Origin of the sequence: Shewanella sp. ALD9, from assembly GCF_002836315.1 — a bacterium.
Classification (GTDB): Bacteria; Pseudomonadota; Gammaproteobacteria; order Enterobacterales; family Shewanellaceae; genus Shewanella.
Window position 1 is genome coordinate 688,603 of record NZ_PJCD01000003.1, and the last position, 22,181, is coordinate 710,783.

21 protein-coding genes are annotated in these 22,181 nt (G+C 42.8%); 20 read left to right on the plus strand and 1 reads right to left on the minus strand.

Annotation, left to right across the window (positions count from 1 at the left end; all coding sequences use genetic code 11):
• Window positions 1-142 precede the first annotated feature (142 nt).
• Window positions 143-1,099, plus strand: a complete 957-nt coding sequence (rluC, locus tag CXF88_RS10620) for a 23S rRNA pseudouridine(955/2504/2580) synthase RluC (RefSeq protein WP_101086807.1) — start codon at window positions 143-145, stop codon at window positions 1,097-1,099.
• A 31-nt stretch (window positions 1,100-1,130) separates the two neighbouring features.
• A complete protein-coding gene (locus CXF88_RS10625; protein WP_101086808.1) occupies window positions 1,131-1,784 on the plus strand; it encodes an HAD-IA family hydrolase in 654 nt (217 codons plus the stop codon).
• A gap of 206 nt (window positions 1,785-1,990) precedes the next feature.
• Here the strand turns inward: CXF88_RS10625 and CXF88_RS10630 are convergent, their stop codons facing one another.
• Window positions 1,991-2,617, minus strand: a complete 627-nt coding sequence (locus tag CXF88_RS10630; protein ID WP_101086809.1) for a nucleoside triphosphate pyrophosphatase — start codon at window positions 2,615-2,617, stop codon at window positions 1,991-1,993.
• A gap of 248 nt (window positions 2,618-2,865) precedes the next feature.
• Between CXF88_RS10630 and yceD the strand changes: the two genes are divergently transcribed.
• The 18 genes from yceD to CXF88_RS10720 all read left to right on the plus strand — a co-directional run bounded on the left by yceD (window position 2,866) and on the right by CXF88_RS10720 (window position 22,115).
• On the plus strand, window positions 2,866-3,390 hold the full coding sequence (yceD, locus tag CXF88_RS10635) for a 23S rRNA accumulation protein YceD (protein ID WP_101086810.1): 525 nt from the start codon (window positions 2,866-2,868) through the stop codon (window positions 3,388-3,390).
• 18 nt (window positions 3,391-3,408) lie between these two features.
• A complete protein-coding gene (gene rpmF / locus CXF88_RS10640; RefSeq protein ID WP_011636967.1) occupies window positions 3,409-3,579 on the plus strand; it encodes a 50S ribosomal protein L32 in 171 nt (56 codons plus the stop codon).
• Between the two features lie 15 nt (window positions 3,580-3,594).
• Window positions 3,595-4,623 (plus strand): phosphate acyltransferase PlsX, encoded by a 1,029-nt coding sequence (gene plsX / locus CXF88_RS10645; protein WP_101086811.1) that lies wholly within the window; start codon window positions 3,595-3,597, stop codon window positions 4,621-4,623.
• An 8-nt stretch (window positions 4,624-4,631) separates the two neighbouring features.
• A complete protein-coding gene (locus CXF88_RS10650) occupies window positions 4,632-5,591 on the plus strand; it encodes a beta-ketoacyl-ACP synthase III (RefSeq protein ID WP_101086812.1) in 960 nt (319 codons plus the stop codon).
• A 32-nt stretch (window positions 5,592-5,623) separates the two neighbouring features.
• Window positions 5,624-6,550, plus strand: coding sequence for an ACP S-malonyltransferase (fabD, locus tag CXF88_RS10655; protein ID WP_101086813.1), 927 nt, complete (start codon window positions 5,624-5,626; stop codon window positions 6,548-6,550).
• 10 nt (window positions 6,551-6,560) lie between these two features.
• Complete coding sequence (gene fabG / locus CXF88_RS10660; protein ID WP_011636971.1) at window positions 6,561-7,307, plus strand: 3-oxoacyl-ACP reductase FabG; 747 nt, start codon at window positions 6,561-6,563, stop codon at window positions 7,305-7,307.
• A gap of 163 nt (window positions 7,308-7,470) precedes the next feature.
• Complete coding sequence (gene acpP, locus CXF88_RS10665) at window positions 7,471-7,704, plus strand: acyl carrier protein (RefSeq protein WP_011496723.1); 234 nt, start codon at window positions 7,471-7,473, stop codon at window positions 7,702-7,704.
• 162 nt (window positions 7,705-7,866) lie between these two features.
• On the plus strand, window positions 7,867-9,105 hold the full coding sequence (gene fabF / locus CXF88_RS10670) for a beta-ketoacyl-ACP synthase II (RefSeq protein ID WP_101086814.1): 1,239 nt from the start codon (window positions 7,867-7,869) through the stop codon (window positions 9,103-9,105).
• A gap of 150 nt (window positions 9,106-9,255) precedes the next feature.
• Window positions 9,256-9,744, plus strand: a complete 489-nt coding sequence (locus CXF88_RS10675; RefSeq protein WP_011636973.1) for an acyl-CoA thioesterase — start codon at window positions 9,256-9,258, stop codon at window positions 9,742-9,744.
• 13 nt (window positions 9,745-9,757) lie between these two features.
• Window positions 9,758-10,633 (plus strand): NAD(P)-dependent oxidoreductase, encoded by an 876-nt coding sequence (locus tag CXF88_RS10680; protein WP_101086815.1) that lies wholly within the window; start codon window positions 9,758-9,760, stop codon window positions 10,631-10,633.
• A gap of 406 nt (window positions 10,634-11,039) precedes the next feature.
• Entirely contained in the window at window positions 11,040-11,375 is a 336-nt protein-coding gene (locus CXF88_RS10685) for a cytochrome c3 family protein (protein ID WP_101086816.1), read from the plus strand.
• 511 nt (window positions 11,376-11,886) lie between these two features.
• A complete protein-coding gene (locus tag CXF88_RS10690) occupies window positions 11,887-14,691 on the plus strand; it encodes a molybdopterin-dependent oxidoreductase (RefSeq protein ID WP_101086817.1) in 2,805 nt (934 codons plus the stop codon).
• Complete coding sequence (gene cobA, locus CXF88_RS10695) at window positions 14,691-15,575, plus strand: uroporphyrinogen-III C-methyltransferase (RefSeq protein ID WP_101086818.1); 885 nt, start codon at window positions 14,691-14,693, stop codon at window positions 15,573-15,575. The genes CXF88_RS10690 and cobA overlap by 1 nt, the downstream gene beginning before the upstream one ends.
• On the plus strand, window positions 15,568-16,788 hold the full coding sequence (locus CXF88_RS10700; RefSeq protein WP_157822791.1) for a glycosyl transferase: 1,221 nt from the start codon (window positions 15,568-15,570) through the stop codon (window positions 16,786-16,788). Before cobA ends, CXF88_RS10700 begins: the two co-directional genes overlap by 8 nt.
• A complete protein-coding gene (locus tag CXF88_RS10705; RefSeq protein ID WP_157822792.1) occupies window positions 16,776-17,468 on the plus strand; it encodes an ANTAR domain-containing protein in 693 nt (230 codons plus the stop codon). Before CXF88_RS10700 ends, CXF88_RS10705 begins: the two co-directional genes overlap by 13 nt.
• Before the next feature lie 242 nt (window positions 17,469-17,710).
• Window positions 17,711-20,314 carry a nitrite reductase large subunit NirB gene (gene nirB / locus CXF88_RS10710; RefSeq protein WP_101086821.1) on the plus strand — a complete coding sequence of 868 codons (2,604 nt, stop codon included), beginning with the start codon at window positions 17,711-17,713 and terminating at the stop codon, window positions 20,312-20,314.
• A complete protein-coding gene (gene nirD / locus CXF88_RS10715; protein WP_101086822.1) occupies window positions 20,311-20,637 on the plus strand; it encodes a nitrite reductase small subunit NirD in 327 nt (108 codons plus the stop codon). The genes nirB and nirD overlap by 4 nt, the downstream gene beginning before the upstream one ends.
• 11 nt (window positions 20,638-20,648) lie before the next feature.
• Complete coding sequence (locus CXF88_RS10720) at window positions 20,649-22,115, plus strand: NarK family nitrate/nitrite MFS transporter (RefSeq protein WP_101086823.1); 1,467 nt, start codon at window positions 20,649-20,651, stop codon at window positions 22,113-22,115.
• The last annotated feature ends 66 nt before the right edge of the window (window positions 22,116-22,181 follow it).

The following is a 22,181-nucleotide window of genomic DNA, read 5'->3' on the forward strand; positions in this document are numbered from 1 at the left end:
GTGGGCAAATATAGCAACAAACGTTATTTTCAGCAATCAAAAGCCTATATTCTTTCATGTATTTATTTCAAGTCTGATGCAGCAATAGCCAATCATTTGCAAGATAAGGTACACTATTGGGGTTATCACTATATGGCGCATCATGAATACTGAAACTACCCCCCAAGTTGAATACATGACTATCGACGAAGATCATTTTGAACAACGAATCGATAATTTTCTGCTAACTAAATTAAAAGGTGTTCCTAAAAGCATGATCTATCGGATTGTGCGCAAAGGGGAAGTGCGGGTAAATAAAAAACGCATCAAGCCTGAATACAAATTACAAATTGGTGACATCGTAAGAGTACCGCCTGTTCGTGTTGCCGAAAAAGACAATCGCAAGGCACCATCTCCTAATTTATCCAGAGTGTCACAGCTTGAAGATCGTATTATCCATGAAGATAATCATCTTATCGTGTTAAACAAGCCTGCTGGTATTGCTGTACATGGTGGCAGCGGTGTCGATTATGGTGTGATTGAAGGATTACGCTCACTGCGACCACAGCAAAAGTTTTTAGAGCTAGTGCATCGATTAGATAAAGATACCTCGGGTGTGTTACTTGTGGCCAAGAAGCGAAGTGCACTAAAGCATTTACATGAGCAATTGCGCAGTAAAACCATGCAAAAAGATTATTTAGCGTTGGTGCGTGGTGAATGGCAAGCAAGTGATAAAGTGGTTAAAGCACCGCTATTAAAAATAACCTTAAAGTCGGGCGAGAGAATCGTTCGGGTTAACAAAGAGGGTAAAGAGTCAGAAACCCGTTATAAGATCATGCAGCGTTACCAAGGGTGTACTTTAGTTAAGGCGAGTCCTGTTACAGGGCGAACCCATCAAATACGAGTACATTGTCAGTATGCAGGCCATGCAATTGCTTGTGATGATAAATACAGCGAGCAACAATTTGACGACAGCATGCGTGCTTTAGGGTTAGACCGTCTGTTTTTACACGCGGCTGAACTTAAATTCACTCATCCAGAAAATGATGAAATCATGCAAGTTAAAGCGCCTTTAGATCCAGTGTTATTGAGCACTCTTGATAAATTGAAGAGAGTATAACACCCACAGATATGTGCAAATGAAGTAGGGCATGATATTGAACATTAAAGATAAAGCTTATGAACTAGTCATTTTCGATTGGGATGGCACGCTAATGGATACCGTAGGTAAAATAGTGTCTTGTATGCAAGATGTAGCACAAGAATTAATTTTACCTATACCCTCTGAGCAACAAATTAGAGATGTCATAGGCTTATCTTTACCTAAAATCATGCCGATTTTATTTGCTGGTCACCAAAACCATCAACAGATTATTGATTGTTATCGACGTCATCATTTTGCCAATGAGCAGCCTACACCTCTATTTGAGGGGGTAGAGTCGCTCATTATTAATCTACATGCGGCTGGTTATCAATTAGCTGTGGCGACGGGTAAAGGACGAGACGGTCTAGACAAGGTATTAGCATTAACAGGCTTAGGACAGTATTTTCATGCGACGCGTTGCGCTGATGACGCTAAGAGCAAGCCACATCCTGAGATGCTGCATTCATTATTGAGATATTTTGATGTTGCTGCCGATAGAGCCGTCATGATTGGTGATTCTATTCATGATTTAACCATGGCCAATAATGCTGGCATGGCGAGTATTGGTGTGAGTTACGGCGCACATAATGAAGCTAGATTAAAAACGTTAAATCCACGCGCGATTGTCGACCAACCATCGGCGATACATGACTATGTTTAATTATTGTGGGTGATGTATTGCCAGATGTGTAATGCAGCATCGAATATAAGTGTTCGATTCTGCATAGCATACGCTTTATATGTTGCTTAGCTTATCTCGGTGTTACACCTGTTATCGTTCCCACATCAAGCGGAAACACCATTACCTTCATCAATGCACCTTTTTAGATTCGGTATCGACCTTATATTCGATATTAGTATTCGATATTAATATTCGTTGATTGAGCATTCTGCTGCTGTACTAAGAACATCTACACCGTGTTGTGAGAGTAAATCAATCAGCTTAATTAATGGTAGTCCAATTAAGCTATTTGGGTCGTCACCTTCTAAACGGCTAAATAAGGCAATGCCTAACCCTTCGCATTTAAAACTCCCCGCGCAATATAGTGGCTGCTCTGCATCGACGTAATAGCGAATTTGCGCAGCAGATAAGTGTTTAAAATGAACCGTAAACGGTTCAACACAAGATATCATTTGTTGATTGGCACTATTGAATACAGCAAGACCTGTATAAAAAGTAATTGCTTGACCAGATGCTGAGCTTAATTGAGCTATCGCATTGTCTACAGTATAAGGCTTACCGATAATTTGACCGTTAATCAGCGCGACTTGATCGGAACCAATAATTAATTGCGGCACAGATGTTTGATCAATTAAGTTCGCGCCTGCTAATGCTTTTTGCTCGGCTAAGCGCTTAACCAATGCTAATGCTGTCTCATCTTTTATTGGGGTTTCATCAATATCTGGATTAACACAACTAAAAGGCAGCATTAATTTTTGCAATAGTTGTTGACGAAAAGGTGAGGTTGACGCAAGTACAAGATTGAATTTCATTGGTTTTGTTTCATTATTTATTGGCTAATAACAGAATATTAGTCAGTTTACTGTATTCATCTATGCAAATGGATCATTTTTCTCGAGTAATGCTTGTGTGATGGGGTTGGGTTCGGTAAAATTTACCAACTTTCAAATTCAATGCCGGATTTAAAGAGTACCTAAAGTTCCTTGTTAGGTGAGGTTACCGTATTTTTACGGAAATTTTCTTTGACTCCAGCGTTTTCAAACTATAATATGCGCGCCTTATGCAAACAGTAAAGATACCGGTTTCAATTGATCCTATACGCGCTGCCTCTAGCGGCCTTCGATATGAAGGTACCATTTTAGGTAAGCAACTTAAGCGATTAAGCGAGTTATGTGCCGGCGACTGTTCCGACGTAGTTGTGTCGTTGGAATGTGGCGTCGATTTACAGGGGATAGTCTACCTTCGCGGGAAGGCTGTGACGGAGCTCACTCTGCTATGTCAACGTTGCATGACACAATTTACTACTGAGGTTACGGTCGACTTTTGTTTTAGTCCTTGTAAGACTGAGGCAGAAATCGATGAGCTCCCGGATGCGTATGATCCAATTGAGTGTAATGAGATTGGTGAAGTACGTCTGCATCAATTGATTGAAGATGAATTGATAGTCGCTATGCCTATCATCCCGATGCACGATGATAATAGTTGTAAGTCTGGATCGAAAGATATAGTTGTAGGCGAGATCGAACCCGCTCATGAGGAGCGTCCAAATCCGTTTGCAGTGTTAGAAAAACTGAAGAGCAAGTAATCGTAGGAGACAGGTCCAATGGCTGTACAACAGAATAAAAAATCACGTTCAAAGCGCGGCATGCGTCGTTCACATGATTCATTGAGCACTGCTCAATTATCAGTAGACGCAACTAGCGGTGAATTACATCTACGTCACAACGTGACTGCTGATGGTTTTTACCGCGGTAAAAAGGTTATCAACAAGTAATTTGTTGATTATCTGATGACAAATCTGACGCTTGCGTTAGATGCGATGGGGGGCGATCACGGTCCCCACGTGACAGTGCCTGCAGCGATGCAGGCACTGAAATTTCATACCTCTTTAAATATTATTTTGGTTGGTAATAAAACCGAAATAGAAAAATACCTCCCCCAAGCTCACTCAGCTGATTTATCCAGAATTGAAATAATCCACACTACTGAAGTCGTGACAATGTGCGATAGGCCCATTCATGCTTTGCGTTCGCGTAAAAACAGTTCTATGAGAATAGCGCTTGAACTGGTACGTGACGGAAAAGCCGAGGCCTGCGTTAGCGCTGGTAATACTGGTGCGTTGATGGCGATGGCTAAGGTGCTATTAAAAACATTACCGGGTATTGATAGACCCGCACTGGTTTCTTGTTTACCTGCAATGACTGGCAAGCCCGTTTATCTGCTGGATTTAGGGGCTAATGTATCTTGTGATTCCGAGACCTTATTCCAGTTTGCTATTATGGGGTCTGTCTTATGTGAAGCTGTCCATAAGAAATCCCGTCCCAAAGTCGCTTTGCTTAATGTCGGTATTGAAGCCATTAAAGGTAACGACCAGGTTCAACAGGCCGGACAAATTTTACAACACACCGAACAAGTTAATTATATCGGCTTTGTTGAAGGCGATGAAATTTACACTGGTAATGTGGATGTCATTGTTTGTGATGGCTTTGTCGGTAATATCACCTTAAAGACTTCTGAAGGCATCGCAAAACTGTTAGTACATCAATTAAAACGCGGCTTAAATGACGGTTTTTTTGTTCGTTTACTCTCCAAACTCATCGCTCCACGCATACAAGCAGTACTCAGTAAGATGAACCCCGACCACTATAACGGTGCAAGTCTGATAGGATTGCGCGGAATAGTAGTAAAGAGTCATGGTAACGCGGATGAAGCTGCATTTTTACAAGCATTAAATTTAGCAGCAACAGAAGCAAAACGTCGTCTTCCTGAAATGATTAAAGATCGTTTGGAGTCGATTCTTTTAGACATCAATAGCTGATCTCATATATGCACACAAAAATTCTCGGAACAGGTAGCTATCTACCTGTGCAAGTTCGTAGCAATCAAGATCTCGAAAAAATGGTTGAAACCAGTGACCAATGGATTGTTGACCGAACCGGTATTTCTGAACGGCGCATTGCTGCATCAGATGAATCGGTTTCAACAATGGGTTATCAAGCGGCACTAAAAGCGCTTGAAATGGCAGGGATCGAAGCAAGCGATCTTGATATGATTGTTTGTGGAACCACCAGTGCATCAAACGCATTTCCTGCAGCTGCATGCGAAATTCAAGCCTTATTAGGCGTCAAAAATATCCCTGCCTTTGATATTGCTGCCGCGTGTTCTGGATTTATTTATGCACTATCGGTTGCGGATCAATTCGTAAAAACGGGTTCTGCTAAAAAAGTACTGGTTATAGGTTCTGACGTATTGTCACGGATGTGCGATCCTGCTGATCGCTCTACCGTCATTTTATTTGGCGATGGTGCCGGCGCCGCGATTATTGGTGTTAGTGATACTCCAGGTATCATTGCGACGCATATCTATGCTGATGGCAGCCAAGGGGATTTATTAAAATGCTCTTTCCCTCCTCGTGCTAATGAAAGTTCTGAAGCCGTTGGTTTTATGACGATGAAAGGCAACGATGTGTTTAAAGTTGCGGTTACGCAGTTGTCTAATGTGGTCACCGAAACTTTGCGTCTTAATAATGTCGATAAATCAGAAATTGATTGGCTAGTGCCGCATCAGGCTAATTTCCGCATTATTAATGCCACAGCTAAAAAGTTGCAAATGAGTCTAGATAAAGTCGTGCTGACTTTAGCGAGACACGGTAATACTTCTGCCGCATCGGTGCCTATCGCATTAGATGAAGCGGTGCGTGATGGTCGAATTCAGCGTGGACATTTATTACTACTCGAAGCATTTGGCGGTGGTTTTGCTTGGGGCAGTGCTTTAGTTCGTTTTTAATTTTCAAATTAATTTTATACAGGTAAGCGTTTATGGAAAATGTTGCTTTTGTATTTCCTGGCCAAGGTTCACAGGCTGTAGGAATGTTAGCTGAATTAGCTCAATCTAACGATGTTATCGAAAAAACCTTTGCTGAAGCGAGTGAAGCGTTAGGTTATGATTTATGGGATCTTGTTGCCAATGGTCCAGCTGAGACCTTGAATAAAACAGATAAAACCCAGCCTGCATTGCTTACGGCAAGCGTAGCTATTTGGCGTGCATATCAAGCATCTAACAAGCCCATGCCTTCTTTATTAGCAGGTCACAGTCTTGGAGAGTATTCTGCTTTAGTTTGCGCAGGTGTGATTGAATTTATTGATGCAGTTAAATTAGTTGAACTACGCGGAAAGTTAATGCAACAAGCTGTGCCAGCGGGCTCAGGTGCCATGTTTGCCATTATTGGTCTTGATGATGCTGCTATTGCTAAAGCATGCGCAGAGTCTGCTGAAGGTAGCGTGGTAAGCCCTGTTAACTACAACAGCCCAGGTCAAGTTGTGATAGCTGGTGAAAAAGCGGCTGTTGAACGCGCTGCAGCTGCATGTAAAGCTGCGGGGGCAAAAATGACAGTAGCATTACCTGTGAGTGTGCCGTCACATTGTGCACTAATGAAGCCAGCCGCTGATGAACTCGCTAAAGCGTTAATTGAAGTGACATTCTCAGAGCCTACCATTAATGTCGTTAACAATGTTGATGTGGCCATGCCGACAGATTCACAGGCAATTAAAGATGCATTAGTGCGTCAGTTATATTGCCCAGTGCGTTGGAGCGAGTCTGTTGAATTTATGGCGACACAAGGTGTTACAAAATTAATAGAGTGTGGACCGGGCAAAGTATTAACCGGTTTAACAAAAAGAATTAATAAATCGATATCCGCTCAAGCGGTCAATGATGTTGCTTCATTTGCAGCATTAGTCGAATAAAGGAGTTGATATGAGCTTTAGCATTAATTTAGACGGTAAAGTTGCTTTAGTGACAGGCGCTAGTCGCGGTATTGGGCGTGCAATTGCTGAATCATTGGTACAAGCTGGCGCGATGGTTATCGGTACGGCAACCAGTGAAAAAGGTGCTGCGGCGATTCAAGCATACCTAGGTGACAAAGGCTTTGGGATGGTGTTAAATGTCACTGACTCTCAATCTGTTGCTGATTTATATAGCCAGATCAAAGAAAAAGCAGGTGAAGTTGATATTCTTATCAACAATGCGGGTATTACCCGTGATAATTTATTAATGCGGATGAAAGATGATGAGTGGCAAGATATTATTGACACTAATTTGACTTCATTATTTAAATTGTCTAAACCAGTAATGCGATCTATGATGAAAAAACGTTTCGGACGTATTATCAGTATCGGTTCTGTAGTAGGTACAATGGGCAACGCTGGCCAAGTAAATTACTCGGCAGCTAAAGCTGGTTTGATCGGATTTACAAAATCTCTTGCAAGAGAGGTTGCATCTCGTCAAATAACAGTGAATGCTATTGCACCTGGATTTATTCAGACAGACATGACAGATGAGCTGACAGTTGAGCAGCAACAAGCTATTATGTCGCAAGTTCCGATGGAACGATTAGGGCAAGCACAAGAAATTGCCAATGCAGTATTGTTTTTGGCCTCGGATTCAGCCGCTTACATCACAGGCGAAACATTGCATGTGAATGGCGGTATGTACATGGTTTAAGGGCGATAGGTAGGTAACTACCTTCATTTGAGTCAGTGTTAGTGACAATTCAATGTTAATTTTTGTGGTTAGACCACAAAATCTAAGCTTGCATTGTTATCTAATTCGAATAAACTACTCGCAATCTTACGCAAGTGCGTAATTTGAATAGGAAAGAAAACTAATGAGCAACATCGAAGAACGTGTAAAGAAAATCATCATCGAACAACTTGGCGTTAAAGAAGAAGACGTTAAATCAGCTGCTTCTTTTGTAGACGATTTAGGCGCTGATTCTCTAGACACTGTTGAATTGGTTATGGCTCTAGAAGAAGAGTTTGATACCGAGATCCCTGACGAAGAAGCTGAAAAGATCACTACTGTTCAAGCAGCGATCGATTACGTTTCTAAGAATCAGTAATCAAGAATTCACAAAAACAGGCGGCATTTATGCCGCCTGTTTTTGTTTAAAGCATTTGTAAACGCTCGTTCCATTTAATTGCATTAGAACATCCCTCCTTATACTTCTTTAGCTAAATCGCAATAATGGCATCGTGGCAGATTTTATTTAAAGGTGAATATCATGTCTAAACGTCGTGTCGTCATCACAGGTCTTGGTCTTGTGACTCCTGTGGGTAATGATGTCGAGTCTACTTGGAATGCCTTATTGGCTGGTAAGAGTGGTATAGCTCCAATCACTAAGTTTGATGCTAGTGAATTTGGTACTCGTTTCAGTGGCTCTGTGAAAGATTTTGACGTCGAACAATACCTAACCAAAAAAGATGCTCGTAAAATGGATTTATTTATCCAATACGGCATGGCTGCGGGTATTCAAGCAGTAAAAGATTCAGGCTTAGATATGAGCCAAGAAAATCCAGCTCGTATAGGTACTGCTATTGGTTCTGGTATGGGTGGTATGTGGTTAATTGAACAAGGCCATTCTGCATTATTAAATGGTGGACCACGTAAAGTGTCGCCATTTTTTGTGCCAAGCACCATTATCAATATGATAGCCGGAAACTTGTCGATTATGTATGGCATGACAGGTCCTAATTTTGCGGTCACAACAGCCTGTACAACGGGTGTACACAATATTGGTTTTGCAGCACGTACCATTGCTTACGGTGATGCTGATGTGATGGTGGCTGGTGGCGCAGAAGATGTTACTAGCCCATTAGGTGTAGCAGGTTTTAGTGCTGCTAAAGCATTATCTACACGTAATGATGATCCAACAGCAGCAAGTCGCCCTTGGGATAAAGACCGTGATGGCTTTGTTATTGGCGATGGCGCGGGTGTGATTGTGATGGAAGAATACGAGCGTGCTAAAGCGCGTGGTGCAAAAATTTACGGTGAGTTAGTCGGTTTTGGCATGAGTGGTGATGCATTCCATATGACATCACCACCAAGTGACGGTGCAGGTGCTGCGGCTGCAATGGTTAATGCCATTAATGATGCCCAAATTGAAAAAGAACTTGTGGGTTATATTAACGCGCATGGCACCTCAACGCATGCGGGTGATAAAGCAGAAGCTGCTGCTGTTAAATCGGTGTTTGGGCCTCACGCTTACGATGTACTTGTGAGTTCGACTAAATCAATGACAGGGCATTTGTTGGGTGCAGCAGGCGCTGTTGAAGCCATTATTACTTTGCTTGCACTGCGTGATCAGCACGTACCGCCAACAATCAACTTAGATAACCCAGACGAAGGTTGCGATTTAGATTTTGTTGCCCACACTTCACGTCGTCATCAGTTTGACTATGCCTTATGTAATTCATTTGGTTTTGGTGGCACAAACGGTTCGTTATTGTTCAAGAGAATTTAATCGAGTTTATGCCAATAAGGGAAGATGAAAATCTTCCCTTTTTTATTTATTTGGTTTGTTTTTTTTGTCACATTAGTATTTATCAATTCCCGCTAAATGATGATTTAGCGTAGACTGATAAGTAATGACATTTATCTAATAGGATCTATTATGGCCGGTAAAGATAGACAACTTACATTACGTTTTTTGGCCGAACCTGCAGATGTCAATTTTGGCGGTAAGGTTCACGGCGGTGCAGTAATGAAATGGATCGATTTAGCCGCTTATGCAGCAGCAGCAGGCTGGAGCGGTAAATATTGTATTACTGTGTATGCTGGCGGCATTCGATTTGTTAAGCCTATCCATGTGGGTAATATTGTTGAAGTGACTGGTAAAGTTATTTATACCGGTACAACGTCTATGCATATTGCGATTGATGTAAAGGCGGGCGATCCTAAAGAGTCTGAACGTCATCTGACGACACACTGTATCGTTATCATGGTAGCCGTTGATGATGAAGGTCATCCCACATCGGTTCCTGAGTGGATACCAGCTACTGCCGATGATGTTCGCTTACGTGATAGTGCATTGAGACTAATGGATATGCGTAAGCGTATCGGTGCCGAAATGGAAGCTCACGTTAAACCTTCAGTTGAATAAATAAGGGGAAATCATGGCCAAGGTAGCATTTATTGGTTTAGGCGTTATGGGGTTCCCGATGGCGGGACATTTGGTTAAACAGGGTCATGACGTTACTGTGTATAACCGTACAGGGGCTAAAGCGGCTCAGTGGGTTGAACAATATGGTGGTAAGAAGGCCGATACACCAAAAGATGCCGCCAAAGGCCAAGACATTGTTTTTACCTGTGTGGGTAATGATGATGACTTACGTCAGGTCGTACTAGGTGAGCAAGGTGTTGTTCATGGTATGCATGCAGGTGCTATTTTGGTTGACCATACTACGGCTTCTGCTGATGTCGCGCGTGAAATTGCTGCGCACATAGAGCCACTTCAGATTGCCTTTTTAGATGCGCCTGTATCTGGTGGTCAAGCTGGAGCAGAAAATGGTGCGTTAACCGTGATGATGGGTGGCGAACAGACTCATTTTGATACCGTTAAACCTGTTATTGCGGCATACAGCCGCTGCGCTGAACTGTTAGGGCCAGTTGGTTCTGGGCAGTTGACTAAAATGGTTAATCAAATTTGTATTGCTGGTGTAGTGCAAGGTCTAGCTGAGGGACTTCATTTTGCTAAGAGTGCGGGCTTAGATGGCTTAAAAGTGATTGAAGTGATCAGCAAAGGTGCGGCACAAAGCTGGCAGATGGAAAATCGCTATCAAACTATGTGGCAAGGTCAATATGATTTCGGGTTTGCTATCGATTGGATGCGCAAAGATTTGGGTATTGCATTAGACGAAGCTCGTCGTAATGGTAGCCATTTACCGGTGGCCGCATTAGTTGATCAGTTTTATTCAGAAGTTCAAGCAATGAAAGGTAATCGCTGGGATACCTCTAGCTTACTTGCCCGCTTAGAAAAGTCGCGCAGTTAATATCAACACACAGTGGTTGTAACATATTATTGCGAGGATGTAGCCCCAATATAGATTGGGGCTTTTTTATTGGCTACAAATCCACAAACATTAGCCTTTGCTTTATTAGCTACTTTCTGACCTTAAGTTGATTTATTGACTAAAAACCATCGAGTTACATGATATAGCGCACATCTTCATCTAATTATCGCTGCTATTATTGTTTAATCTAAATTAATTTTGCTTAAAGTGGATTGATTAACTACGTTTATATTGTCAGTCAATTTGAGATTGTTTATAAATTTTTTGATAAACGGTCTATAAACAAAGTTGTTAAATAACCCTTAAGCAAAGTGTCGTGCTGCAGTGTGATGATCTGTGTCAGATAAAAGAATGCGGACACACACTAAAATTGGAGGAATGAATAGTGAGCAATAAACTACTGAGTGCATTGTTTGCGGCTGGTTTCGCGGTAATGATGATGTCTTCTGCATCATTTGCTGCTGATGAGACCCTCGCAGAGTTTCACGTTGAAATGGGTGGCTGTGAAAACTGTCACGCTGATGGCGAACCATCAAAAGATGGCGCTTATGAATTTGAACAATGTCAAAGTTGCCATGGTACACTTGCCGAAATGGATGATAACCATAAGCCGCATGATGGTATTTTAATGTGCGCAGATTGTCATGCACCACATGAAGCTAAAGTAGGCGAAATGCCAACATGTGATACATGCCACGATGATGGCCGTGTTGCTAAATAAAGTATTTTAGTAGCTGAAAAATACCGACGTAATGTCGGTATTTTGTTTTAATATCCCCATCATTCTTTACGATCTTCCGCATAAAGTGCACTAGTCAATTGAATCAATTTGTATACAAACTTGCTCTTATTAGATGATGCAGCGAATTTTAGTCAGTCTAATAAAATATCTCACCCTCGTGTATTAATTGTCTCTCCTCAACCTTTAACATGCTTTGAAGAAATTCATCACTTAACGTTAATTCGTCAAGTTAGAAAATCATGAGGCTGAGTGAAACACATATATAAAACGTTTTCACTTGCAGTGGTATACCTCTTTTTAGGTATTTAAATTCTTTTATTTTCAAGTAGATGCGCAACATAAGGGCGCAGGCTGCGCACTTTTGTTGCACAAATGTTGTTTTAAAATACTTAGGTATTTTCTATTTCTATTGTAAATCAGTAAGTTATTTTTTTGGCACATCTTTCGCAGTATTTCAATTATGTAATCGTTAATGTGAAAGGGTAGATGTATGTCAGCAATCCAATCTAGTTGTGCTTATTGTGGTGTCGGATGCGGCATTAGCGTGTCTTCAAATAAAGCGGATTGGACCGATATCGATGCTGTAGATTTAGAATTAGTCGGCGATAACAAGCATCCGGCTAACTACGGTCATTTATGTGCCAAAGGCGAACGCTTACTCGACAGTTTAGCCCAACCGAATGTACTGCGTTACCCTAAACTACGATCTGGTATGCCACTTGATTGGGACCGTGCTAGCACCTTGATTGCCGATACATTTGCACAAACCATTGCTGAGCACGGCCCAGACTCTGTTGCGCTTTATCTATCAGGGCAATTACTCACTGAAGATTATTATGTAGCCAACAAGTTTGCCAAAGGCTTTTTAAAGACAGCCAACGTCGATACTAATTCACGGTTATGCATGTCGTCAGCGGTGAGTGCGATGCAACGCGCCTTTGGTGAAGATGTTGTACCTGGTTGTTACGACGACCTAGAGCAAGCTGATGTGATTGTGCTTGTAGGGGCCAATACTGCTTGGACTCATCCCGTTCTTTTTCAACGGATTTTAGCCGCAAAAAAAATCAATAATGCTCGTTTAGTGGTAATCGACCCGTTATCAACAGCCACAGCAAAACAAGCAGATTTACATTTAGCCATTAAACCGGGCGCTGATTTAACCTTGTTTCATGGCTTACTCGGTTACCTAGCAGATCAAAATCGTGTCGACCACGCGTATATTGCCGCACACACAGAAGGCTTTGATACCGTGGGTTTGCAGGCGCAACAATTAAGTGTCAATTTAGCCGATCTTGCCACACAAGTCGGTGTTTCAGTCACTCAGCTGACGCAATTCTATCAACTTGTAGCCAACAATAAAAAAGTACTTACGGCATCTTGTCAGGGGGTTAATCAGTCAACCATTGGCACCGATGCAACCAATGCGATGATTAATTGTCACCTCGCGTTAGGACACATCGGTCAAGCTGGTTGTGGATTCTTTTCGTTAACAGGGCAGCCCAATGCCATGGGCGGCCGTGAGGTCGGTGGGTTAGCCACTCAGTTAGCGTGTCATATGGGGTTTTCACAATCGGAGCAGCAGTTATTAGCTGATTTTTGGCAAGTTGACAGTGTTGCAGATCAAAAAGGTTTAGCAGCAGTTGAGATGTTTGATGCCCTTGCCGAAGGTAAAATCAAAGCGATTTGGATTATGGGCACCAATCCTGTGGTGTCTTTGCCCAACAGTGAAAAAATAGCACAAGCATTAGCCGATTGTCCTTTTGTGGTGGTGTCTGAAATCAGTCCTGATTCTGATACCGCCAAATTTGCTGATGTATTACTCCCAGCTCAAGGCTGGTCAGAAAAGTGCGGTACCGTCACTAATAGTGAGCGCACTATTACGCGTCAACGTGGCTTTATCACAGCCAAAGGCCAAGCTAAACCTGATTGGTGGGCGGTTAGCCAAGTCGCGAACAAAATGGGCTTTGATGGTTTTAATTTTGATGACAATGCCAGTGTATTTAGCGAGTTTGCTGCTTTATCCGCTAGAGTTAAACAAGCTTTTCCGACTAAGGTGTTTGATCTCACTGGGCTAACAGATTTATCCAAAGCGCAATATGATGCACTAGCACCGACACAATGGCCCATTGCTTTGGCGACACAAATTGGTCAACAAAACGTGCGAGTTTTTAGCCAGGGAGAGTTTGCTACGGCGACGGGTAAAGCTCAGTTTGTTGCGCCTGCGGTTGTTAGTGTTCCGCAACAATCATTACCGAGTAACACCTTGTTATTAAACACTGGCCGCAGCCGAGATCAGTGGCATACCATGACTCGCACCGGACATATTGCTAGCTTACGAGCCAGTATTCCTGAGCCTGTCGTTCACCTGCATTCATCACAACTCAATGCATTGTCTTTAACCGAAGGTGGCTTGGTCCGCATTGAAGCTATTCAAAATCAAATTGAACAATACTCCACAGAGACCGCTAACCCCGACCTTTTTCCCCATGCCTCATTCACGATGGCTCGCGCTGTTGTCGATGATGACATACCGACAAATATGGCTTTGATGTCAATGCATTGGTCTGCGCAGTTTTCGCTGACCAAAGGCGTGAATCAGGCATTAGATGCTCGCGTCGACCCAATATCAAAACAACCAGGGTTTAAGTGTCAACCTGTGACATTAAGCTCTGTTGAACTGGCGCTGCAAGGGGTGGTTTTTGGTCAACACGACTCTTCTGCTCACGGGCTATGTTGGCAAGTTGCACAAACACTAGAGAACGGAGTGTGTCATCACATCGGTTTTACGGATACCGACGACGGCTTTGCGTATCAAGCGACTGTGCATTCACTTAAGTGGACTTTAACGGTAGATGGCCAGCCTTTATATATCCAATGCAATATGGATAAAGGATTACTTAAAGCATTAAAAGTCTTGTCTCATACTCAAGTCAATGTGGCCCTATATCAAATGAATGATTTCATTGGTAAGCCTGTCGATAAACAGTTAATTAAGCAGCTACATCAGCAAATAAAAGCCGGAAATAGTCCGTTAATCTGCGCTTGTACAGGGGTAATCGAAGCGAACATTAACGACGAAATCAATCAACAATTTAACGACCAAGTGATGAGTGACGGTTTAGCGAATATCAGTTTTGAGCAGGCGTTAGATAGCACCCAGTTATTACTCGGTTGCGGCCGTCAATGTGGCAGTTGTCATAGTGAAGTTAAGCAGTGTGCCAAGCAAAGTTGGCAAGACGCCTTATCTTATTCCGGCATTGACCATCAACCATCAGTAGCAGAGGACGTAGCCTAATGAATACCGTAGAAGCAATGATAAAAGGTCGTCAACCTATAAGTACTTTAGGACATGCGGCGAATGAATTACACGCGGGTGATGTGGCTATTGTTGGTGCGGGTTGTGGTCAATTAGAGTTAATGACACTTAAGGCCGCTAGAATAGTGGCACAAGCTGAAGCGTTGGTGTTCGACAGTCTGGTGAGTAGTGACATTTTGACGTTAGTGACGCCAACTTGTCAGCGTCATTTTGTGGGTAAACGCTGTGGTCAGCCGAGTAAAAAGCAAGACGACATTAATGCATTATTGCTGACATTAGCGCAGCAAGGATTAAAAGTGGTGCGATTAAAGGGCGGCGATCCGCATATTTTTGGTAGAGGTGCAGAAGAAGCGCTTTACCTTGCACAAAATGGTATCCGTTCGCAATTTATTGCTGGTGTTACCGCGGCGTTAGGTTGTGCATCAAGTACCGGAATTCCATTAACGTATCGTGGTATGGCTCGCAGTGTTACGCTGATCACCGGCACCAAAATGACCGATGCCGATAATGCAAATGCACCTACGCAGTGGCAAGCATTATTAGCAGCGCAATCAACCTTGGTGTTTTATATGGGTAAAGAACAAGCGGCAAGCATTTCAATTGGGTTACTCGATGCTCAAAGTGCCGCTAATCTGCCGGTAGCATTTGTTACCAATGGTGGAAGACCGAATCAAATTGTTACTTATGCCACAGTCGCTTCTATGGCCGATGCCGCGTTAACCATTAAAGACTCTGGGCCGACGTTAATCATCATTGGTGAAGTGGTGTCTGTTGGTCAACAGCTGAATGCTTTGCTTGCCGATATTGATGTAGCTGCAACACAAACCTCATTTGAATATGGGCGTGAGGCTTTATATGCCTAAAATTGGTGAGTTAACGCTGACATCCGTGGATGAGTTTGACTTTCGTTTGCTGATAAAAGCATTAGGTAAGGGCGAAAAAGGCTCACGTGCATTAACGTTTGATGAGGCTTGCTTGCTGCTTGAAGGTTTTGCCAAAGGAAAAGTATCGCGTGTGCAAATGGCCAGTGCCATGATGCTCATGCGCGTGCGCGGTGAAACGACTGAAGAAATAGCAGGGATGGTGGCGGGCTTACGTCGCACTGTCGATAAAGGTTGGCATTCGCTTGAGGTTGATATCGATTGGCCTGTGTATGCGGGCAAGCGCGAACAGTTACCTTGGCTTTTACTGGTTGCTAAGTTATTGGCGAAACAAGGTATTCGGGTGATGTTACACGGTGACAGTCAAGCGTTACCTCATCGCCGTCATGTTGAATCATGTTTAGCATCACTTAATATTGCGTGTTGTACATCATCACAAATGGCCAAAGTGGCATTGCAGTCAGATAATATTGTTTATGTTCGAGCGGGTGACTTAGCACCAGTGTTAGATGAGTGTCGTCAATTACATCAAGAATTAGGTCTACGCAGTTTGATTCAAACCGCAGCGCGTTGCATGAACCCAACTAATGCACCAATAAGCCTTCGCAGTTATTTTCACCCTGGGTTAGATGCGGTACACCAAGGAATATGCGAAATTTTATTTGAGAAAAGCGAATATCACGCCGGCAGTGTGGCTATTTTTAAAGGCTTACAAGGTGAAACCGAGTGTAATCCAAGAGTGGCTACCACGATAACTGTCGTCAACGGACAGACAGATAATATAGCGGTATCGAGCTTATCTATCCCTACGTTATTAGAAGGCTTTTCTGGTGCAAAAGTGGGTCAAGCTGAATTATCTAGCGACATTCTTGCGCTGTTATGGCGCGAAAAAGAGCCTTTTTCTGCTGATGCGCTGACATCATTAATGTCGCGCACCATGATTGAGCAGGCGCTTAGCAGTATGACGGCAACGTTGGCTGCAGTATTGTTATTACTTAACCACAAATTAAATACAGCGATTATTCCACAGGAATCAATTTCACCAGAATCAATTTCACAAAAATCAAATTCACAGAAGATTATGGCAGCGGAGCAAGCTGTTTACTTGAGTCAACAATGTTGGGCAAACCGCTTCAGTTCAACAAACAATCCATTAGCCAAATGGCTGAACGAGGAGTGGTTATGCGCAGTTTAATTTTTTGTGACCTGAGTTTTTCAGCTGTGCCAGTGGTCGATTGTGAAGTTGTAAAGTACCAAGCTTGTTTGGCAGCGTTTGGACATGTCACGGTGTTAACTTCTGTGAGCCAAATTGAGCAACGATTACATCAACAAACATTTGATACCTTGTTGATATTAACCGACACATTACACGCTCAAATCCAAGGACTTATTCAGCGTATATTAACCAGTAAGCCAATGGTGATAGTTGTCAATGCCAAAACATGGCAGCAGACAGCATTAACCGAGTTACTTGATTGCGGTCGCATCACTTTTATTCCTGAGATGTTAAGTGTTAATCGTTTAACCAGTGTCATTAGTTTGGCCCAAGCACGTTTTAATGCTGCGAGTAAAACACTCGCCGAGTTTAAGAAACTGGATGATGAAATCCGCAGTATAAAACTACTTAGTCAGGCTAAGCTTATCGTTATGCAGCAAGGGTTCGATGAAACCAAAGCGCACCAGATTATTCAACAACAAGCGATGCAAAAAGGTTTGTCATTAGCTCAAATGTCAGCGCAAATTATTGCTATTGTTACTCAGCATCATGGTAAGTCAAAATCACTAAACACCGCAGTGAACAACGATGGTGCGCCTCACTTTGGTGCGGTTGTGACCAAGATGGACAACAGTAGAGCGTTTAGTAAAGGTTGTTGATTTTTTAAGGTTAATAAATCAATGGTTTAAGTCTTTTTTGTAGTTGGCATAGAGCCTGCAAACAATACATATAATGAATAAAGTATCAGATTGACGATAGTGTGAATGGCAGCAATTAACGGGGTCGTTTACCTCAACAATTTATTTTAAAAATTTGGATCTCAACAGGCAATGGCGCCAACTCCTTAAGCGGAGTTGGCGCCATTTTGCTTTTTACGGTCCAAGGCATGAAGGAGTTGGATATGGCAGTCTCAAAACCCAAGTTAGTGGTCGTTGGTAATGGCATGGTTGGTCATCATTTTATTGAGCAAGTGTGCAGTTTAGGTCTCAATAAAACGTTTGATGTGCACGTGTTTGGTGAAGAGCCGCGTCCAGCTTATGACCGAGTGCAGCTGTCAAAATATTTCGAGACCGGTAGCGCCGATCCACTGATGTTAACCAGCGCGCAAGATTATCAAGATTGGGGCATTACGCTTCACTTAAACACACCTATTACGGCAATTGATATTGCCGCCAAAACGGTGACTAGCGCGCAAGGTGATCATTATTCTTATACCCGCTTAGTGCTTGCAACGGGATCATTTCCATTTGTGCCACCGATACAAGGTAACGATCGTGCTCAATGCTTAGTGTATCGCACCATTGAAGATCTTGAATCGATTCAGGCCGCAGCTCAAAACAGTCAAGTTGGGGTGGTTGTTGGTGGTGGACTATTAGGTTTAGAAGCCGCCAATGCCATGATGCAGCTCGGGGTAAAAACCCACGTTGTTGAGTTTGCACCACAATTGATGCCCGTTCAGCTAAATGATAAAGCGGGTGAATTACTGTGCAGTAAAATTGAACAGCTCGGCGTGAGTGTACATACTTCAAAAGCCACCACTGCGATTATTGACGGTGAAACGGCAATGCACCGAATGACCTTTAATGATGAGTCTTATCTTGAAACTGACATGATTGTGTTTTCTGCCGGTATTCGTCCACAAGATTCATTAGCTCGAGTTTCAAATATCTGTATCGGTGAACGTGGCGGCATTGAAATTGACGATTACTGTTTAACCTCAGCGCCCGATGTTTATGCCATCGGTGAGTGTGCGTTATGGCAACAAAAAATATTTGGTTTAGTTGCACCTGGTTACCAAATGGCCCGAGTGGTCGCTTCGCATATTGCTTCATTAACATCTAATAGCGTGTCGCAGTCATTTACCGGCGCAGACATGAGTACCAAACTTAAATTATTGGGTGTTGATGTGGCCGCTATTGGTGCTAGCCGTGGTTTTGATAACGCACAATTTGTTGAGTTATCTGATAACCAAGCGGGTATTTATAAAAAATTATGGTTAGACGAAACCGGTAAATTTTTAAAAGGTGCAGTGCTGATTGGTGATAACAGCGATTACAGCCGCTTGCTTGATAGCTATTTGTCTCAAGACGAGATTGAAGGTTCCGCAGTTGAGTTATTGCTAGCCGGTGCAGAAAACGAAGCCGATTTAAAAGACACTTCTATAGTGTGTTCTTGTCATCAAGTAACCAAGGGCGACATTGTTGAGGCCGTGACCGCCGGCAACCATAAAATAGCTGAGATTAAAGTATGTACTCGTGCGGCATCGGGTTGTGGTGGTTGTGCGCCGTTAGTTCAAAAAATTATTGATCAAACCTTGCAAGCTGCAGGGCTTGATTTTAATGCCGGAATTTGCGCCCATTTTGATCATGACCGACAAGCCTTGTATCACTTATGTCAAGTCGAAGGCATTAATGATTTTAATACCTTAATCACTCAGCATGGAAAACCTTCAGCTAGTGGTCATACATATGGCTGTGATATTTGTAAACCTGCCGCCGCATCAATATTTGCTAGCTTACAAAACCAATATGTGTTGAATCAAGATAGCAGTCATGTGCAATTGCAAGACACCAATGATGCTTACTTAGGCAACATCCAAAAAGACGGCACTTACTCTATTGTGCCGCGAGTCGCTGGTGGTGAAATTACCCCAACTAAGCTGATAGCCATGGGCCAAATTGCCCAAGAATATGACCTCTATACCAAAATAACCGGTGGCCAACGTATTGATATGTTTGGCGCAACGTTATCGCAGCTACCCGAAATTTGGAAAAAACTCATTGATGCTGGTTTTGAAACAGGCCATGCCTACGGTAAATCATTGCGCACGGTAAAATCCTGTGTTGGCAGCACTTGGTGTCGTTACGGGGTGCAAGACGCCGTTGGTTTCGCGATTGATTTAGAAAACCGTTACAAGGGCTTACGCAGTCCACATAAATTAAAATTTGCTGTTTCTGGATGTACTCGTGAATGTGCTGAAGCACAAAGCAAAGATATTGGCATTATCGCAACCGACAAAGGTTGGAACTTGTATGTTGCTGGCAATGGCGGTATGCGCCCCCGTCATGGTGATTTGTTTGCCACTGATTTATCCACTGAAGATCTCTATAAATATATCGATCGCATTTTGATGTTCTATGTCAAAACTGCAGACAAATTACAACGAACCTCGACTTGGATGGATTCATTAGAAGGTGGTCTAGCGTATTTAAAATCAGTTGTTATTGACGATGCGTTGGGGATTAACTCGACCTTAGAGCAGCAGATGGACCATATTGCCGCGACATACCAATGTGAGTGGAAAACCAGCCTTGAACAACCGGCCTTTTTGGCGCGCTTTAATGAGTTTGTTAATCCAAATGATGCGCCAGAAGCAGATACCAGTGCTTACCAACGAATTCGTGAGCAGCGTTTCCCGAGTATTAAAGACGCAGGGGCAGGAACGATAGCTATTAACGATATTACAGACGATGCAGCACAACTCGCTGTGGAGGAATTAGCATGATTTGGGTCAATGTGTGTAGCGAAGCAAGCATGCCAAAAGGCACCGGAATAGCGGCTTGGGTTGCAGGACGTGCGGTTGCCATTTTCAATTTAGGGGATGACGGTTTATTTGCCCTTGATAATGTAGATCCTGCCAGTGGTGTGAGTTTATTGTCCCGAGGACTTATTTGTGAAATCGATGGTGAGCTTTGTGTTGCTTCGCCGCTTTATAAACAACATTACCGCTTGGATAGTGGACGTTGTATTGAAAATGTTGATTTAGTGGTTAAACCATTCGAAATTAAAACTGAACAAGGCAATGTTTTTGTCTTGGCTCAGTCATAAAGGGGTGCAATATGAGTGCTGAAAAATTTAATATTTTCTGTTTCCACGGCAAGATGAAAATCATGCATTTAAGTTGGATGGCGTTTTTTATCACCTTTGTTGTGTGGTTTAACGCAGCGCCACTTGTTAGCGTGATCGCCGACAGTTTAGGGCTGACTAAATCACAAATTAAGACCTTGTTGATCCTCAATGTGGCATTAACAATCCCGGCGCGGATTATCATTGGTATGGTAACCGACAAATATGGTCCAAGGATCACCTATTCTGCCTTATTGGGTATCTGTTCAATCCCTTGTTTTATGTTTGCGGTAGCCGACACTTTTGAGCAGTTAGCCTTAGCCCGATTTCTGATTGGCTTTATTGGTGCTGGTTTTGTGGTTGGTATCCGTATGGTGAGTGAATGGTTTCCGGCAAAAGAGTTAGGTACAGCAGAAGGCATTTATGGCGGATGGGGTAACTTTGGTTCAGCTGCAGCAGCCTTTACGTTACCTGCCGTTGCACTTGCTTTTGGTGGCCCAGACGGATGGCGTTATGCCATTGGCATTACCGGCTTAATGAGTTTGTTGTTTGCATTTGTTTATTACTTCAATGTGACCGATACCCCAAAAGGTTCGACTTACTTTAAGCCCAAAAAGGGCGGCGGCTTAGAAGTGACCAGTAAAAGTGACTATGTGTTACTGATCATTATGAAGGTGCCAATGTATGCCACGCTAGCGCTGTTAGGTTGGAAACTGTCTCCAGCAGGTGTGAGTATGTTTACTCAAGATGCAACCTACCTTATTTATCTTGGGTTGGTGGTGGTGTTCTTGTTCGATTTTTACCAAACATACCAAGTGAATAAACATTTGTTTTCAATGGAAGTACCTGAGTTTGAACGCTATCAATTTAAGCAAGTTGCTGTATTGAATGTGCTGTATTTCACTACATTTGGCTCTGAGCTTGCCGTGGTATCGATGTTGCCACTCTTTTTTGCAGAAACGTTCGAGCTTGGCATGGCACAAGCGGGTATGTTGGCATCAAGCTATGCCTTTATGAATTTAATGTCTCGTCCTGGCGGTGGCTGGTTAAGTGATAAGTTTGGTCGTAAAACCACCCTGTTAATATTAACTGCAGGGTTAGCGATTGGTTATTTGTCGGTAGCACAAATCGACTCGTCATGGTCATTACCTTTGGCTGTCGCAGTCGTTATGGCATGTTCATTCTTTGTTCAAGGTGGCGAAGGGGCTGTGTTTGCTGCTGTGCCGCTGATTAAGCGTCGCTTAACAGGGCAAATAGCGGGTATGACAGGGGCTTATGGTAACGTCGGTGCAGTGTTTTTCTTAACCGTATATTCTATCGTATCCACTCAAATTTTCTTTTATGTGATTGCGATAAGTGCCGTATTTGGTTTTGTGACATTATTTTTTATGAAAGAACCCAAAGGTCATATTGCTGAAGTAAACGATCAAGGCGAAGTCACTTTAATCAGCGTAAGTTAGTGCTCGAGTAAAGTAGCCAGAGCAACATTGTGCCATAAAACTCAAATTGTTTATGTTTAAGCAATT

Bases quoted from the DNA above. Each gene is read 5' to 3' on its own strand.
- rluC (WP_101086807.1), top strand. From the start codon at position 143: ATGAATACTGAAACTACCCCCCAAGTTGAATACATGACTATCGACGAA.
- CXF88_RS10625 (WP_101086808.1), top strand. From the start codon at position 1,131: ATGATATTGAACATTAAAGATAAAGCTTATGAACTAGTCATTTTCGAT.
- CXF88_RS10630 (WP_101086809.1), bottom strand. From the start codon at position 2,617: ATGAAATTCAATCTTGTACTTGCGTCAACCTCACCTTTTCGTCAACAA.
- yceD (WP_101086810.1), top strand. From the start codon at position 2,866: ATGCAAACAGTAAAGATACCGGTTTCAATTGATCCTATACGCGCTGCC.
- rpmF (WP_011636967.1), top strand. From the start codon at position 3,409: ATGGCTGTACAACAGAATAAAAAATCACGTTCAAAGCGCGGCATGCGT.
- plsX (WP_101086811.1), top strand. From the start codon at position 3,595: ATGACAAATCTGACGCTTGCGTTAGATGCGATGGGGGGCGATCACGGT.
- CXF88_RS10650 (WP_101086812.1), top strand. From the start codon at position 4,632: ATGCACACAAAAATTCTCGGAACAGGTAGCTATCTACCTGTGCAAGTT.
- fabD (WP_101086813.1), top strand. From the start codon at position 5,624: ATGGAAAATGTTGCTTTTGTATTTCCTGGCCAAGGTTCACAGGCTGTA.
- fabG (WP_011636971.1), top strand. From the start codon at position 6,561: ATGAGCTTTAGCATTAATTTAGACGGTAAAGTTGCTTTAGTGACAGGC.
- acpP (WP_011496723.1), top strand. From the start codon at position 7,471: ATGAGCAACATCGAAGAACGTGTAAAGAAAATCATCATCGAACAACTT.
- fabF (WP_101086814.1), top strand. From the start codon at position 7,867: ATGTCTAAACGTCGTGTCGTCATCACAGGTCTTGGTCTTGTGACTCCT.
- CXF88_RS10675 (WP_011636973.1), top strand. From the start codon at position 9,256: ATGGCCGGTAAAGATAGACAACTTACATTACGTTTTTTGGCCGAACCT.
- CXF88_RS10680 (WP_101086815.1), top strand. From the start codon at position 9,758: ATGGCCAAGGTAGCATTTATTGGTTTAGGCGTTATGGGGTTCCCGATG.
- CXF88_RS10690 (WP_101086817.1), top strand. From the start codon at position 11,887: ATGTCAGCAATCCAATCTAGTTGTGCTTATTGTGGTGTCGGATGCGGC.
- cobA (WP_101086818.1), top strand. From the start codon at position 14,691: ATGAATACCGTAGAAGCAATGATAAAAGGTCGTCAACCTATAAGTACT.
- CXF88_RS10700 (WP_157822791.1), top strand. From the start codon at position 15,568: ATGCCTAAAATTGGTGAGTTAACGCTGACATCCGTGGATGAGTTTGAC.
- CXF88_RS10705 (WP_157822792.1), top strand. From the start codon at position 16,776: ATGCGCAGTTTAATTTTTTGTGACCTGAGTTTTTCAGCTGTGCCAGTG.
- nirB (WP_101086821.1), top strand. From the start codon at position 17,711: ATGGCAGTCTCAAAACCCAAGTTAGTGGTCGTTGGTAATGGCATGGTT.
- nirD (WP_101086822.1), top strand. From the start codon at position 20,311: ATGATTTGGGTCAATGTGTGTAGCGAAGCAAGCATGCCAAAAGGCACC.
- CXF88_RS10720 (WP_101086823.1), top strand. From the start codon at position 20,649: ATGAGTGCTGAAAAATTTAATATTTTCTGTTTCCACGGCAAGATGAAA.